Below are 15,018 nucleotides of genomic sequence, written 5' to 3'. Positions count from 1 at the left end.
GTGATGGGGTGGAGGGGTCGGGTCGTCCTGCTGGCTTCATTGGTGGCGGGGACGATGGCGTGTCACGAAGAGGACCAGACGCGCGGGGTGCAGGCCACCGCGGTGCTGGACATGGACGCACTCGATTTCGGGGAGGTGCCGGTCGGCGAGTGGCGTGAGAAGGAAGTCCGCATCCGCAACGTGGGCTACGTGCCGTTCTCCGCGCTGGAGGCGCTGGGGATTGGAAAGAACCCCGCCTATCAGGTGGAGCTGACCGAGGGCGGCGGCCGCGTGCCGCCGGGCGAGTCGCACGTGGTGAAGGTGCGCTTCCACCCGCTGGCTGAAGGCGCCGTGGAGGAGACGCTGCGCGTGACGACGGACGCCAACGTGGGCGCCCTGCAGCAGCTCCCCGTGCGCGGCCTGGGCACGCCCACGCCCATCGGCGTGTACCCGCCGGTGCTGGACTACGAGACGCTGGAGGTGGACAGCGACCGCGTGCTGGAGGTCACCGTCACCAACCCGGTGGACCTTCCCCTGACGCTGAAGGTCTCCGGCGACCAGGCGGATCCGTTCACGCCGGACACCATCACCGTGCCGCCCAACAGCACCCAGGTCGTGCGCACCAAGTACCTGCCGCGCGCGCTGGGGCAGATGGGCGCCCGGCTGGAGGTCGTGTCGTGCGAGACGTGCACCCCGTCCGTGGTGGACCTGAAGGGCAACTCCGTGGCGAGCGCCTTCGAGTTCGACCCGGCGCCGGTGCCCTTCGACGAGATCCCGGTGCACGAGCGCACCGAGTCCTTCACCCGTGCGCGCAACATCACCTGGCGCCCGGTCACCATCTCCACGCTGGCCACCAGCGACCGCGCCTTCTCGCCGCTGTCCAAGCCCGAGGGCTCCACGGTGCAGCCGGGCGAGGTGGTGGAGATGCGCATGGAGTTCGCCGCGCGCTTCTCCGGCCCCAACGTGGGCAACCTCACGGTGGCGTACGCGTCCGACAAGGCGCGTGAGGCCCGCGTGATGCTGGATGCGCGCGGTGGCCGGCCCACGCTGGCCGTGGCCCCGGTGGCGCTCGACTTCGGCGAGCTGCCGGTGGGCGGCAAGGTGGAGCAGGTCATCCGCATCACCAACGCCGGCAGCAACGGCCCGCTCACCTTCAGCGGCGTGCGCGCCGACGGGGACAGCGCGCAGTTCACCGTGGGCACGCCCACGCGCGGCGCGCAGAACTACCCGTGGAAGGCCGGCACCTGGCCCAACCTGGAGGCCAACGGCCTGCAGATCGCCCCGGGCAACGACGCGCTGGAGCTCAAGGTCTACTTCGAGCCCAAGACGGAGGGTCCCTTCACCGCGACGCTCTACGTGCGGTCCAACGACCTGTTCACGCCCGAGCGCGCCATCACCCTCACGGGCCGCGCCCGTGCGAGCGGCCCCTGCGTGTACGAGCTGCTGCCCCAGCCGTCGCTGGACTTCGCCAACGTGGCGCCGGGCCGCGGCGCGGTGCTGGGCTTCTACTTCCGCAACCCGGGCCGGGCCGAGTGCGCCATCAAGAACGTGCACCTGTCCAACGACGGCGGCGGCGTGTTCAGCATGCCCGGCGGTCCCATCACCGGCGGCGTGGTGCTCTACGACACGGCCTTCAGCTCCATGATTGCCTTCAAGGCGCCCACCACGGGCGGTGAGTTCAACGGCGAGCTGATGCTCACGGTGAACAACCCGGCCTTCCCCACGGTGACGCTGCCCATCCACGCCGTGTCGCAGGCGTCCTGCCTCGTGGCCACGCCGTCCTTCGTGGACTTCGGGCCCATCCGCTACGACTGCGCCGCGAAGCCTCGCAAGACGTTCGTGTCCAACCGCTGCAGCGAGCCCGTCACCGTGGCGGACGCCGTCATCGGCAACGGCACGAGCAAGCAGTTCTCGCTGATGACGCCGGTGAACCCGCCGCGCACCCTGGCGCCGGGCGAGGGCTTCGAGATGGAGGTGGGCTACGCCCGCAACGTGCTGGGCCAGCACTTCAGCCCCATGTACCTGAAGGCGGACACGGAGCCGAACGGCTTCCTCGTCCCGCTGCTCGCGGAGACCAACCACGAGGGCATCCAGGTGGACCGCTTCACGCAGGGCACCGACAGCCAGCTGGACGTGCTCTTCGTCGTCTCCAACACCACCACCATGGACACCTACCAGCAGCGCCTGCGCTCCGCGATTCCCGGCTGGCTGCAGCGCGCGAAGGAGCTGAACGTGGACGTGCGCGTGGGCGTCACCAGCACCGGCCTCGTGCAGCGCGGCGGGCTGTGCGGCGGCGGCGCCAACGGCGGTGAGGCCGGCCGGCTCTTCCCGGTGGACGGCAGCCGCGCCCGCGTGGTGTCCGGCACCAGCCCCAACGCGGCCCCCACCATCCAGTCCAACCTGGACGTGGGCCTCTGCCACAACCTGGTGCAGGGCCTGGAGACGATGCGCCAGGGCCTGTCCGCCCCGCTGTCCGAGCAGGCCGACGACACCCGCACGCCGCAGCCCAACGACGGCAACCTGGGCTTCACCCGCGCCGCCGCGCGCATGGCGGTGGTGGTGGTGGCGGACGAGGACGACCACTCCGGCTTCGAGCCCGACAGCTACATCCAGTTCCTCCAGACGCTGAAGGGCACGGGCATGTCCCAGCGCAGCAACCTGCACGCGCTCATCCCCACCAACTCCTCCTGCACCACGGCCGGTGGCAGCGCGGCGCGCTTCGCCGCGGTGGCCAAGGGCACGGGCGGTTCGGTGGGCTCCATCTGCGAGGGCGACTACCGCGGGTTCCTGGACCCCATCATCCAGCAGGCCGGTGAGCCCCAGGCGGACTTCGCCCTCACCGCCCAGCCGGACGGCACCGCGGAGATGAGCGTGCGCGTGAACGGCCGCGTGCTCGCCACCGACAAGTGGACGTACGACGCGGGCCGCAACGCGGTCATCTTCAACGAGGGCTCGGTGCCCACCCCGGGCCAGTCCGTGGAGATCCGCTACCGCAGCATCTGCGCCCCGACGCCGTAGGGGGTCGCAGCTTCGTGACGCACCGCGCCGGGTCGGTCCCTTGAGGGGGCCGGCCCGGTTCGTGTTTTCCCGGGTGGCGGGCTTTTGAGATCCGGGCGGGCGCGGCTATCGTCGCGGGCGAAGTGGAAACGTTCGGCCGCTATGAATTGATGCGCAAGCTGGCCACCGGCGGCATGGGGGCCGTCTACCTCGCCCGGCAGAAGGGGCCTGTGGGCTTCCAGAAGCTGCTGGTGGTGAAGCGGCTGTTGCCCCACCTGTCGGAGGACGACGAGTTCCTCCAGATGTTCCTGGACGAGGCGCGCATCGCGGCGCTGCTCAACCACCCCAACATCGCGCAGATCTACGAGATGGGGGATGTGGACGGGCAGTACTACATCGCCATGGAGTACGTGCACGGCGAGCCGCTGGGGTCGCTCTTGCCGCGCGCGTCGGCGCACCCGGGCGGGTTCCCGCTGGGGCTGAAGTGCCGCATCGCGGCGGAGGCGGCGGCGGGGCTGGACGCGGCGCACAACGCGCGCAGTCCGTCCGGCCGGAAGCTGTCGCTGATCCACCGGGACGTGTCGCCGCAGAACGTGCTGGTGGGCTTCAACGGCGGCGTGAAGCTCATCGACTTCGGGGTGGCGAAGGCGCAGGGGAAGCTGTCGCAGACGGTGGTGGGCACCATCAAGGGCAAGCACGCGTACATGTCCCCGGAGCAGGCGCGGGGCGAGCCGCTGGATGCGCGCTCGGACGTGTTCGGGCTGGGGACGGTGTTCTACGAGCTGCTGACCGGCGGGCGCCTGTTCAAGCGCGAGTCGGAGATGGCCACGCTCAAGGCGGTGGTGGGCTTCAAGATCGTCCCCCCGTCGGAGGCGGTGCCGGGCATCCCCAAGTCGCTGGACGCCATCGTCTTCAAGGCGCTGGCGCGCAAGCGCGATGATCGCTTCAGCACCGCGGGCGAGCTGCAACTGGCGCTGGAGGAGTTCCTCCAGCAGGAGAAGCTGCACGGCACCAGCGCGCACCTGGCCGCGTTCATGCGGGACGTGTACGCGGAGGAGCTGGAGGAGGAGCGCTTCGCGGCCGAGCCGACGATGATCTTCTTCGACCCGCGCCTGATGGCCCGGCCGGGCAGCCCCGCCCCGAAGGCCGCCGCTCCCGCGACGACGTCCCAGGGCAAGGCGCCGGCGAAGGGGCCGGAGCACTCGGGGGTGAGCCAGTCGTCGACGAAGGCCGCGGCGTCGCCGGAGGACTCCGGCGTGGCCCGTCCGGCGCGCACGAAGGAGAACTCCGGCCTGAGCCGTCCCGAAGCCAGGCCCGTGCGGACGAAGGAGAACACCGGCCTGAGCCTCGCGGACACGAAGCCCGTGCGAAGCGACGAGGACGCCGCCGTGAGCCGTCCTAACGCAAGGCCCGTGCGGAGCGATGAGGACGCGGCCGTGAGCCGCCCTGCCGCGAGGCCCGTGGAGGCCCGTGCGCCCGCGAGGCCCACGCCCACGCCGGACGAGTCCGTGGCAGCCAGGGCCCCCGCGAAGCCCGTCCGTCCGCCAGAAGGTTCCGCCGGCAGCCGTTCCGCCGCGAAGGCCGTGCGGGCTTCGGAAGAGACCGCCGACAGCCGGTCCGCCGCGAAGGCTGTACGGGCTTCGGAAGAGGCTGGCGACAGCCGTTCCGCCGCGAAGCCCGTCCGCGCTCCGGAAGGCTCCGTCGCGAAGCCCGTCCGCGCTCCGGAGGACTCCGTCTCGGGCAAGGTGCCCACGAAGACCGCCCGCTCCGCCGAGGGCTCCGTCTCCAGCGCCCGGCGCCCCGTGCGCGGCAACGGCCCCGACTCCGACAAGTAGTCCCGGCCCCGGCGCGGGACCGCGAGGCCTACAGGCTCGCCAGCGCCACGCGGTACAGCGCGCGGTAGCCCATGCGCGGGGCGACCTCGAAGCGGTCCGCGTTGAAGATGTCGCGCAGCAGCGCCTGCCCGTCCGGCGTGGACTGCAACCCCAGCAGCGCCGTCTCCAGCGCCGTCACCAGCGGCGCCGGCAACCCCATGGCCACCGGCACGCCGTCATTGGGCGCCTCGTCCGTGTAGGCCAGCAGCTCGAAGCGCCGGCCCGACCCGGGCCCCAGCACGTCCTCCACGCCCGTGGCGAAGGACAGCCCGGTGGAGGCCGGCGGACAGAACACGCTCGTCACGTCCGCCCTGCCCTCCAGCACCGCCTCCAGCGCGCCCTGGTACGAGCCCGTGAACTGCTGCGACACGAACGCCCGCGACGGCTCCAGGCCCTGCGTCTTCAGATAGGCGCTGGGCAGCAGGTAGCCCGCCACCGAATCGCGGTCCACCCACGCCGCCTTGGCGCCCTTGAGCTTCTCCACCGTCAGCCCGGAGCCCGCCTTGCCCACCAGCGCGGAGCGGTAGCTGGACATGCCCCGGCGCACCCCGCGCGTCAGCACCCGCACGCCCATGGCCTCCATGCGCGCACACACGAAGGGCGGCGCCCAGGCGGCGTCCGCCCGCCCGGAGAGCAGGTCCTTGGCGAGCGTCTCGTAGCTGGTGGCGACCCCCACCTCCACGAGCTTGCCCAGCGCGCGCTGCAGGAACGACGCGAGCCGTTCCGCGCGCTCGCGCGCCGACTCGCTGCCCAGCGACGGCGGCAGGCCGAAGCGGAAGGTGTGCCGCGAAGCGGAAGGGACGTGCGAGGTCATGCCTCTCCCTGCTTACCCCTGCTGGTCCAACCGCGCCACTTCATCGTCGGCCAGACCGAACGTCGCCTGGAGTAGATCCAGGATTCGCTGCTCCGCGTGACTGGTCCTCCCGGACGCGTGGGCGATCTTCGTGGCCAGCTGGTACGCCTTCACCCGCTGCGAGTGCGTGGCCAGCCCGTGCGCCAGCACGTGCAGCCGCTGCGGCAGCCCGTCCGACGCCAGCGCCGCCACCGACTCGCTGACGAAGCCCTGCGCGCGCTCCGGACTGACATTCTGGAAGAGCGGATCCGCCGCGAAGCTCTCCACCATCGCCCGCGCCTCCGACTCCTTGAGCTGGCCGTCCGCCGCCAGCACCAGCACCATCACCTCCGCGAACAGCCGCTCCAGGGGCTCGCCCAGCGCCTCCGACAGGCTGCCGCCCTGCTCGATGACGTCGATGATCTGCGCCACCTCGTCCTCGGAGATGCCCAGCGCGGCCTGGAACGTCTTCAGCAGCCCCAGCTCCGTGCGCGTGGCGCGCTGATCCGCCAGCGCCACCGCCGCCGCCAACCCGAACGCCAGCATCCGGTTCTTGTGGTCCGGCAGCCGCCGGCGCAGCGACACCATCACCTCTTCCAGGTTGCGCGCCTCCGACAGCCGCACCGCGCTGGACTCCACCAGCAGGTTCAGCTCTCCGGCCTGGGTGCCCTCGAACTCCGGGCGCTCCAGCACGCGCGCCAGCAGCGTCTGCATCTCCCGCTGGGACACGCTGCCATCCGCCATCGCGGCCAGCAGCATGGCTTCCACCAGCGCCGCGTTGCGCTCCTTGCGCGTCTTTATTGCCTGGTCTCGAGCCATGGACTGGCGCTCCCTTGCGTGTCGTCGGTGGGGGTGGGGACCACGGGCCCGTCTTCGTGCGCGTTCAGCGGGTCCGGGTTCAGGGTCTTGTCCAACAGGTGCGTGGGCCGCACGTTCGACATCGCGTTGAGCAGGCTCTGGCGGACGTTGGGAATCTCCTTCCCCAGGTCCTCCACCAGCTTCTGCATCCGCTTGCGCTGGAGGTTCTCCTGCGAACCGCACAGGTCGCAGGGGATGATGGGGAACTGCTTCTCCTGCGCGAACTTGATGATCTCCTTCTCCGGCGCGTAGCACAGCGGCCGGATGACCACGTTGCGCCCGTCGTCGCTCTTCAGGAGCGGCGGCATCGCCTTCAGGCTGCCGGCGAAGAACATGTTCAAGAGCATCGTGTGGATGAGGTCGTCGCGGTGGTGCCCCAGGGCGATCTTGTTGCAGCCCAGGTGCACCGCGGCGTTGTAGAGGATGCCCCGGCGCAGCCGCGAGCACACCGAACACTGCGTCTTCCCGGGCGGCGTCTTCTCCAGGACGATGCTGTAGGTGTCCTCCTTCAACATCTTGTAGGCGTACCCCTCCTTCTGGAAGTAGCCCTCCAGGATGTGGCCGGGGAATCCCGGGTGTCCCTGATCCAGGTTCACCGCGAGGAGATCGAACTTCACGGGGGCCCGCCGCTGCAGCTCGCGCAGCAGGTGGAGCATCGTGTAGGAGTCCTTGCCCCCTGACACGCCCACCATGATGCGGTCTCCCGCCTCGATGAGGCGGAAGTCCGCGATGGCCCGGCCCATGTGGCCAAGCAGGCTCTTTTCAAGACGTTGGGCGTCGTTCATCGGCGGGGCCATCCTAGCGGCGGTTCGGGAAAAAACACGTCAAAGGGGCGGACGGGTCCGCTAGCCTGCTCCCCGCGATGCCGACCTTCCCTCAAGGTGCCTTGGACGTGGTGGACGCAGCGGGCGCGGAGGCGGCCACACGCGTGCTCGAAGCGGCCCCCGAGCTGGCGGTGGACCTGGAGGCGGACGCGATGCACGCCTTCCGCGCCCGGCTGTGCTTCCTCCAGCTGGGGACGGACGCGGACATCTTCCTCTTCGACACCCTCCAGCCGGGCGTGGATCCGCGCCTGCTCGTCCCCCTGATGGCGGACCCGGAGCGCACCAAGTTCTTCCACGCCGCCCAGGGCGACCTGCAGTTCCTGGCCGAGGCGGGCGTGCGCGTGCGCGGCCTCTTCGACACGCACCGCGCGGTGACGCTCCTGGGATGGCCCAAGGTGGGCCTGGCGGACCTGGCCCGTGAGCGGCTGGGCGTGGAGCTGCCGAAGGAGCACCAGCAGTCCGACTTCTCCCTCAGGCCCCTGCCCCCGGGCATGCGCGACTACATCGCCAACGACGTGCGCTACCTGTGCGAGCTGGGCCGCCAGGTGCGCGACGCGTGCCGCGAGGCGGACATCCTGGAAGAGGTGCTGCTCGACTGCGCCCGCATGTGCGACGAGGCCGCGGCCCGTCCGGAGACGGGCGCCGAGTACAAGCCCAAGCTGTCGCGCAGCGGCCTGTCCGCGGCCCAGTACGCGCTGGCGCACGCCATCGCCCAGGGGCTGCACCGCCTGCGGCTGGAGTGGGCGGAGAAGGACAACGTGCCCATGGGCCGCATGCTGTCCAACATGGCCATCACGGACCTGGCGCTGAAGCAGCCCAACACCCACAAGGACCTGGCGCGCGCGGCGGGCGTGCGCGGCGCCGTGGTGCGCGCGCACGGCGACGCCCTCCTCGCCCTCATCCGCGAGCAGCAGGAGAAGGCGGTCCGGGGTGAGCTGGACCTCGACCGCGAACCCAAGGGCCCGCGAGATCCGCACCGGCGCAAGCGCGAGGAGGCCCTCAAGGCCTTCCGTGTCGAACAGGCCACGGCGCGCAAGGTGACGCCCAGCGTGATCCTCACCAACCCGCTGATGGACGCGCTCGCCGCGAAGCCGCCCGCGAACGTGGAGGAGCTGGGCCAATTGCCGTACTTCGGGGAGAAGCGGATCAAGCTGTACGGCGACAAGCTCGTCGCCCTGTTGGCGCCCTTCCCAGTGCTGGGAAGCTGACGTTTACTGGGACGAAAAGGCAGCCCCGGGCGAATCGCGCGAAGCGCCCACGCATCCCCCAGTCCCCGCGCCCTGCAACTGCACCCCGGTCGGGATGTTCAAGCCCCATCTGGACCCGCGGTGCAGGTTGCCAGCCCGGCAGGCGTGAGTACCTTTGTCCCCGCACCACACCACGGGAGGGCGTCGACATGTTGGGAGCCAGGACAGGTGGGGCGCGGACAGAGGTCTCCCGGTGCATCGACGCGAGCCTGCGCTGCCAGAGCTCCTGCGAGCAGGGCATGGCGCGCCTGAGGGCCCAGGGGTTGCCGGCGGATGACGAGGCGTTCCGGCTGCTGCGCCAGTGCGCGGAGCTGTGCGAGCTCAACGTGCGCGCGCTTCAGAAGGAGTCCCGGCTGTCGCGGCGCACCGCGAGCCTGTGCTTCGAGCTGGGCAGCCAGGTGGCGCGCGCCGCGTGGCTGGAGGCGCAGGATGCGGCCTCGCATGAGCTCGCGCGGGACGCGCTGCACCTGGCGCGCGCGTGCCGGCCGCTGGTGTTCGCCGCCTGAGCATCCCGGCCCGGGCAGCCGGCGCCGCGCGCCCTACCCCTTCAGCGTGACGCCGTACAGCGCGCCGTACTTGGCGCGCAGGTACTGGAGGAAGTCCCGGTCCGTGAGCCCCTCGCCGGTGACGGCGCGCACGCGCTCCTCCGCGGGCAGCCGGAAGCCCTGCGAGTGCACCTGGGCATGCAGCCACCCGCGCAGGGTTGAGGTGTCTCCCCGCTCCAGGTGCGCGTCCAGCTCCGGCAGCGCGCGCACGGCGGCGGCGTGCAGCGACGCGGCGTAGAGGTTGCCCAGCGCGTACGTCGGGAAGTAGCCCCACTCGCCCCAGGCCCAGTGGATGTCCTGCAGCACGCCCTGGGTGTCGTCCGGGGGCGTGAGGCCCAGGTAGCGCCGCATGCGCTCGTTCCACGCGGACGGCAGCTCCGACACGGGCAGCTCGTCGCGCAGCAGCGCCAGCTCCAGCTCGTAGCGCAGGACGATGTGCAGGTTGTACGTCACCTCGTCCGCCTCCACGCGGATGAGCGACGGCGCCACGTGGTTGATGCCCGCGTGGAAGCCGTCCAGGTCCACGTCCGCGAGCGCCTGGGGGAAGGCCTCCTTCAGCGCGGGGAAGTGGTGCGCCCAGAAGGGACGGCCGCGGCCCACCAGGTTCTCCCACAGCCGCGACTGGGACTCGTGCAGCCCCATGGACGGCACCGCGGCCAGCGGCGTGCGCTGGTGCTCCGTCGCGAAGCCCTGCTCGTACAGGCCGTGGCCCGCCTCGTGGAGCGTGCCGAAGAGGGCGGACAGCGGGTGCGCCGCGTCCAGGCGCGTGGTGAGGCGCACGTCGTGCGCGTGCTGCGCGTTGGTGAACGGGTGGATGCTCAAGTCCTGGCGGCCCGCCTCCAGGTCGAAGCCCACCGCCTTCAGCAGCCGCATCGTGAAGCGCCACTGCCGGTCGGTGTCGTAGGCGCGGCCGTCGAGGAACGCGGGCGGGGGCCGCCGGACGGACGCGAGCGCGGCCACCATCGGGATGAGCGCGTCGCGCAGCGCGGTGAGCACCGGCGTGAGGCGCTGGACGCGCATGCCGGGCTCGAAGCCCTCCAGGAGCGCGTCGTAGCGCTCTCCGTCGTGGCCCTGCGCGTCGGCCTGCTCACGCCGCAGCGCCAGCAGCGCCGCCAGCGCGGGCTGGAAGCGGGCGAAGCTTTTGGCCTCACGGGCCTCGCGCCACGCCTGGATGCCCTCGCCCTGCGCCGCCGCCAGCGCGGTCACCAGCCGGGCGGGCATCCTCACCGCGCGCTCCCGCTCGCGGGTGAGCACGCGCACCATGGCCTGCTCGTCGGGCGTCAGGTCGCCGGATTCGCCTGCACGGGCCAGGGCGTCGCCCAGGCGCGGGTCCACGAGTCGCTCGTGGTGGAGGGCGTGGAGGGTGGAGAGCTGCTGAGCGCGGGCGGGGGCCGCCTTGGCGGGCAGGTACACCTCCCGGTCCCAGGCCGCCAGGTTGATGACGCCGTGCAAGTCACTCAGCTCGTGCATCCGGGAGCGCAGCCAGGTGTCCATGGCTGGGTTTCTAGCGTGCTTCCAGGGTATGAGGGCGCGGCGATGGCCAACATCCTCCAATTCTTCATGGCACCCGACGATGAGGTCGCCTTCTTCCGTTTCCTGGAGCGCCACGTGCTGGAGGTGTACCCCCGGCGCGTGCCCGCGGACTGGACGCCCTTCCGCGCCAGCAAGGACACCATCCCGCACCTGCCGGAGGAGGACCTGTACCTCGTGGCGAGCGACATCGGCCCCGCGCTGGTGGACAAGGTGAAGCGCGGGCCGGACAAGGGCTCATGGCGCATCGACGAGGTGCGCTCCCCCGTCATCTTCATCCAGCGCTCGCGCCGCAACGAAGAGGGCGAGCTGCTCAGCGGCCAGATGTGGGTGGAGCTGGAGGTGACGTCCCAGACGGGCCGGCGCGACGCGGCCCCGGACAAGTTCCGCCGCCTCTACCTGGAGGTGGAGGAGTTCATCAAGAAGACCTTCCGCCGGGGCGACCCCAAGGACTTCTTCGTCGGCCCCAAGGCCGCGCGCCTCTTCAAGGAGGGCCTCGTGCTGCGCGACTCCGCCTTCCGGGGCGGCACCGTGGTGCCGCACAAGTAGCAGCGTCCGGGCCTCAGGCCGCCGCCACCCGGTCCCCAGCGGCGGGTGGGGCGTCCCGCGCCCCGTCCTTCGCTTCCGCCGCTTCCGTGCGGAGCCGGGGCGCGAGCGCCCACGCGAGCAGCAGCGGCGACATCACCACCGTGGGGAACAGGAAGCGCAGGTCCGGGTTCGGGGAGAGCGCCAGCCACGAGAACGTGTTGAGCAGGGCGCTCAGCACCACCAGCAGCGGCCCCAGGCTGCGCTGCCGCCAGAGGACAACGGCCAGCCCCACGACGAAGAGGTACAGCGACAGGGCGGGCTGCCACACCAGCGTCCGCAACAGGCCGTGCTGCCCGTAGGAGTCGAAGATGGCGTGCTCGTAGAACGGCTGCGCCGGGGCGAACCACGTCTGGGGCCGGACGCCCACGGTGTTCGGATCCACGGTGTTGCCGCCGCCATTGAAGGGCCCGATGTAGAGCTCCGACTCGGGCGACCACACGTAGCGCGTGACGCAGACCTGCTGGTCCAGGAGCACGTCCGGGTGACGCTTCGCGAAGCGCCACAGCATCCCCGCGAGCTCCAGCCCCCGCCCCTCCATCTGCTTCGTCTTCAGGGGCGAGCCGAACACGAGCGGCCCCACGGAGAGGCAGGCGTAGCGGTTGCGCCATTGCTCCAGCGGCATGAGCTCCGAGAGGATGCGCGCGTCCTCGGGCGGCAATTCCGGGTCCTTCGCCGCGGCCCCCAACCGGTGCACGGTCAGCACCTGCTTGAGCACCGGCGGCGGCGGGGACACCCCCGCGATGGCATACCCCGGCCCGCGCACCAGCACCGTGAGCAGCACCGTCACGGACACCAGCGTCCCGCGGGCGCGCCGGTCGCCATACCGCCACAGGCACACCAGCAGGAGGGGGCTGCTCAACATCGGCCCGTTGTGGCGCAGCAGCGTGATGCACGTCAGGCACACGCCCAGCCACGCCGCGTCCACAACGCGCAGCCCCTGCCGGCGCTCCGCGCGCAAGAGCAGGAGCAGCGTCACCAGACACACCAGCGTGAACGGCGCGTCCTTCCACGCCGCGATGACGTTGCTGCCCCAGGCGGGCGACAGCGTGGCCCACGCCACCACCACCCACCGCGCCCACGCCGGCACCTTCCACGCTCCCAGCTCCTCCAGCACCTTGCCCAGCACGGCCGCGAAGAGCACCGCCTGCACCGCGCCCACCGGGGCCAGCGAACCGAAGGGGCCGCCAATCAGCCACAGCCACCCGCTGTGGAACGCGGGGTGCCAGTCCTCCAGCTGTCCCGACTGGAGCTGTCCCCACTGCACCAGCGGGTCGTACGAGATGACCCCCGGGAAGAACACCAGCCACCACGCGACCCACGACACGAGCGGCGGCAGCGCGTACGGGACCCAGCCCGCCTGGCGCCGGGCGAACGCGGCCACCCGGCCCCGGCCCCAGCGCGCCTCCAGCAGCAGCCAGAAGAAGGCCCACGTCGCCACGCCGAAGAACACGTCCGCCAGGTCCACGTTCCAGAAGCCCGGCCGCAGCTTCGCCACGCGCAGGGTCCTTGAGCCGTCCCCGTTGTCGCGCAGCTCGAAGGCGAGCGGGCGCACGCCGGGGCCGCTCAACACGGGCCCCCGGGGCGGGAACCACGTCACCTGCTCCACGGAGCGGTCCTGGAACTTGAGCAGCGTCACCTCCGCCCAGGTCGCCTCCCGGGGCAGCGGGATGCGCACCTCCTGCTGACCCTCCGGGATGCCATCCCCCAGCACCTGCGCCAGGTCCGCGGGGGTGAGGTCCCGCTGCTCGGGGGCACCCTCTCCCACGCCGAAGGTCACCCGGCCCTGCAGGGCCCAGCCCACCTGGGGAAAGCGCACGCGCAGCTCGTTCGCGGGGCCCAGCCCCAGCTTGAACGCGGGCCAGAGCGCGAGCATGGCCAGCAGCGCCACCCCCGCGAGCCAGGACGAAGGCGCCCGCCGTGCGCCGGAAGAGGCCACGGCCTCGGAGGGGGACGGAGTGCCGTCCCCGGAGGACGTAGGGGACGGAGCCGCTGACGCTTGCACGACCATGCTGTTTTCAGTCCTTGGTTCAGCTGCCCGTGGCGACCGGCGTCGCCGCGCGGATCATCGGGGCCTCGGACACGAACTTCAATTCCGGGTGCTTCTCCTCGGCGTGCTGGAGCGCCCAGTCGTCGCGGAAGAGCACCAGGGGCAGCCCGTCACGGTCCTGCACCGTCTGCCGGTTGCCTTCCCAGTCGAACGAGCGCGGGTCGAAGTTCTGCCCCACCACCCAGCGCGCGTGGCTGAAGGGCAGCCGGTCCAACGCGATGCGCGCGCCGTACTCGTGCTCCAGGCGGTACTGCAACACCTCGAACTGGAGCGCGCCCACCACGCCGACGATGGGGTCCTTCATGCCCATGCTCGGCTGCTGGAAGATCTGCACCGTGCCCTCTTCGGACAGCTGCTCCAGCCCCTTCTCCATCTGCTTGCGGCGCAGCGGGTCTCGCGAGCGCACCACCGCGAAGAACTCCGGGCTGAAGCGCGGCACGCCCTCGAAGGCCACGTCCGTGGCGCCCTCCGCCAGCGTGTCACCGATGCGGTACTGCCCCGGGTCGAACAGGCCGATGACGTCCCCCGGCCACGCGTCCTCGATGGACGTGCGCTCGGCGGCCATGAACTGGCTGGGCTTGGCGAGCCGCACCTCCTTGCCCAGCCGCGAGTGGAACGCGTTCATGCCCTTGACGTAGCGGCCGCTCACCACGCGCATGAACGCGATGCGGTCGCGGTGCGCGGGGTCCATGTTCGCTTGGATCTTGAAGACGAAGCCCGCGAACTTGGGGTTCGTCGGCTCGCGCGGGCCCTGCGTGGTGGGGCGCGACGTGGGCGCGGGCGCCAGGTCCAGGAACGCGTCCAGGAAGGGCCGCACGCCGAAGTTCGTCATCGCGCTGCCGAAGAACATGGGCGTGAGCTGCCCGGAGTCCGCCTTCTCGCGCGTGAACGCGTCCCCGCCGATGTCGAGCAGCTCGATGTCCTCGTTGAGCTTCGTCAGCTCCGCCTCGGTGAGGACCTCGCGGATCTCCGGCGCGTCGATGGACACCGAACGCTCCGCGACCTCCGACTCGCCGTGCGAACCCTCCGCGGAGAACAGGTGCACCACGCGCGCCTGCCGGTCGTAGACGCCGCGGAACTCCGGCCCCATGCCAATGGGCCAGTTCATCGGGTAGGAGCGGATGCCCAGCACCTGCTCCAGCTCGTTCATCAGCTCCAGCGGTTCGCGGCCGTAGCGGTCCAGCTTGTTGACGAACGTGAAGATGGGGATGTTGCGCAGGCGGCAGACCTTGAAGAGCTTCTTCGTCTGCGGCTCCACGCCCTTCGCCGCGTCGATGAGCATCACCGCCGCGTCCGCGGCGCTCAGCGTGCGGTAGGTGTCCTCGGAGAAGTCCTGGTGGCCCGGGGTGTCCAGCAGGTTCACCGCGTGGTCGCGGTAGGTGAACTGGAGCACGGACGACGTGACGGAGATGCCGCGCTCCTTCTCCAGCTCCATCCAGTCACTGGTCGCGTGACGCCGGGCCCGCTTGGCCTTGACGCTGCCTGCCAGGTGGATGGCGCCGCCGTAGAGCAGCAGCTTCTCCGTCAGGGTTGTCTTTCCCGCGTCGGGGTGGGAGATGATGGCGAAGGTACGTCGCCGTGCGACCTCCCGCTCTAGCTCGTTGGCCATGATCCGAGGCCAACTATCACGGGCGGTCGTTCCTTGCAGCTTTGCAAGCAGCGCCTGGAGGTCCGGCCGGGCTCCGGCCCTCCGGGAG

11 protein-coding genes are annotated in these 15,018 nt (G+C 71.1%); 5 read left to right on the top strand and 6 right to left on the bottom strand.

The window, feature by feature from the left end; translation table 11 throughout:
* Window positions 1-3: 3 nt before the first annotated feature.
* Both D7V93_RS21030 and D7V93_RS47415 read left to right on the top strand, forming a co-directional pair.
* A complete protein-coding gene (locus D7V93_RS21030; protein WP_244237412.1) occupies window positions 4-2,997 on the top strand; it encodes a choice-of-anchor D domain-containing protein in 2,994 nt (997 codons plus the stop codon).
* A gap of 122 nt (window positions 2,998-3,119) precedes the next feature.
* Window positions 3,120-4,811 (top strand): serine/threonine protein kinase, encoded by a 1,692-nt coding sequence (locus tag D7V93_RS47415; protein WP_279636933.1) that lies wholly within the window; start codon window positions 3,120-3,122, stop codon window positions 4,809-4,811.
* Between the two features lie 28 nt (window positions 4,812-4,839).
* Here D7V93_RS47415 and D7V93_RS21020 read toward each other — a convergent pair whose 3' ends face one another.
* From D7V93_RS21020 to ttcA, 3 genes are read right to left on the bottom strand one after another with little or no spacing between them, the layout of a single operon-like run.
* On the bottom strand, window positions 4,840-5,664 hold the full coding sequence (locus D7V93_RS21020) for a phosphate/phosphite/phosphonate ABC transporter substrate-binding protein (RefSeq protein WP_120645116.1): 825 nt from the start codon (window positions 5,662-5,664) through the stop codon (window positions 4,840-4,842).
* Between the two features lie 12 nt (window positions 5,665-5,676).
* Window positions 5,677-6,501 (bottom strand): tellurite resistance TerB family protein, encoded by an 825-nt coding sequence (locus D7V93_RS21015; RefSeq protein WP_120645115.1) that lies wholly within the window; start codon window positions 6,499-6,501, stop codon window positions 5,677-5,679.
* Window positions 6,480-7,337, bottom strand: coding sequence for a tRNA 2-thiocytidine(32) synthetase TtcA (gene ttcA / locus D7V93_RS21010; RefSeq protein ID WP_120645114.1), 858 nt, complete (start codon window positions 7,335-7,337; stop codon window positions 6,480-6,482). The genes D7V93_RS21015 and ttcA overlap by 22 nt, the downstream gene beginning before the upstream one ends.
* A gap of 65 nt (window positions 7,338-7,402) precedes the next feature.
* On the opposite strand from ttcA, the gene D7V93_RS21005 reads away from it, so the two are divergent.
* Both D7V93_RS21005 and D7V93_RS21000 read left to right on the top strand, forming a co-directional pair.
* Window positions 7,403-8,572 carry a ribonuclease D gene (locus D7V93_RS21005; protein ID WP_120645113.1) on the top strand — a complete coding sequence of 390 codons (1,170 nt, stop codon included), beginning with the start codon at window positions 7,403-7,405 and terminating at the stop codon, window positions 8,570-8,572.
* Window positions 8,573-8,760: 188 nt separating this feature from the next.
* Window positions 8,761-9,117, top strand: coding sequence for a four-helix bundle copper-binding protein (locus tag D7V93_RS21000; RefSeq protein ID WP_120645112.1), 357 nt, complete (start codon window positions 8,761-8,763; stop codon window positions 9,115-9,117).
* A gap of 33 nt (window positions 9,118-9,150) precedes the next feature.
* Here the strand turns inward: D7V93_RS21000 and D7V93_RS20995 are convergent, their stop codons facing one another.
* A complete protein-coding gene (locus D7V93_RS20995) occupies window positions 9,151-10,650 on the bottom strand; it encodes a carboxypeptidase M32 (protein ID WP_120645111.1) in 1,500 nt (499 codons plus the stop codon).
* Window positions 10,651-10,692: 42 nt separating this feature from the next.
* Between D7V93_RS20995 and D7V93_RS20990 the strand changes: the two genes are divergently transcribed.
* Entirely contained in the window at window positions 10,693-11,235 is a 543-nt protein-coding gene (locus D7V93_RS20990) for a hypothetical protein (protein WP_208723086.1), read from the top strand.
* 13 nt (window positions 11,236-11,248) lie between these two features.
* Here the strand turns inward: D7V93_RS20990 and D7V93_RS47410 are convergent, their stop codons facing one another.
* Complete coding sequence (locus D7V93_RS47410; protein ID WP_120645110.1) at window positions 11,249-13,210, bottom strand: hypothetical protein; 1,962 nt, start codon at window positions 13,208-13,210, stop codon at window positions 11,249-11,251.
* Between the two features lie 91 nt (window positions 13,211-13,301).
* Complete coding sequence (locus D7V93_RS20980; RefSeq protein ID WP_120645109.1) at window positions 13,302-14,930, bottom strand: peptide chain release factor 3; 1,629 nt, start codon at window positions 14,928-14,930, stop codon at window positions 13,302-13,304.
* Window positions 14,931-15,018: the final 88 nt, after the last annotated feature.

Source organism: Corallococcus llansteffanensis (assembly GCF_003612055.1).
GTDB lineage: Bacteria > Myxococcota > Myxococcia > Myxococcales > Myxococcaceae > Corallococcus > Corallococcus llansteffanensis.
The sequence above is the reverse complement of the archived record's forward strand: the minus strand, read 5'-3'. Positions and strand labels throughout refer to the sequence as shown.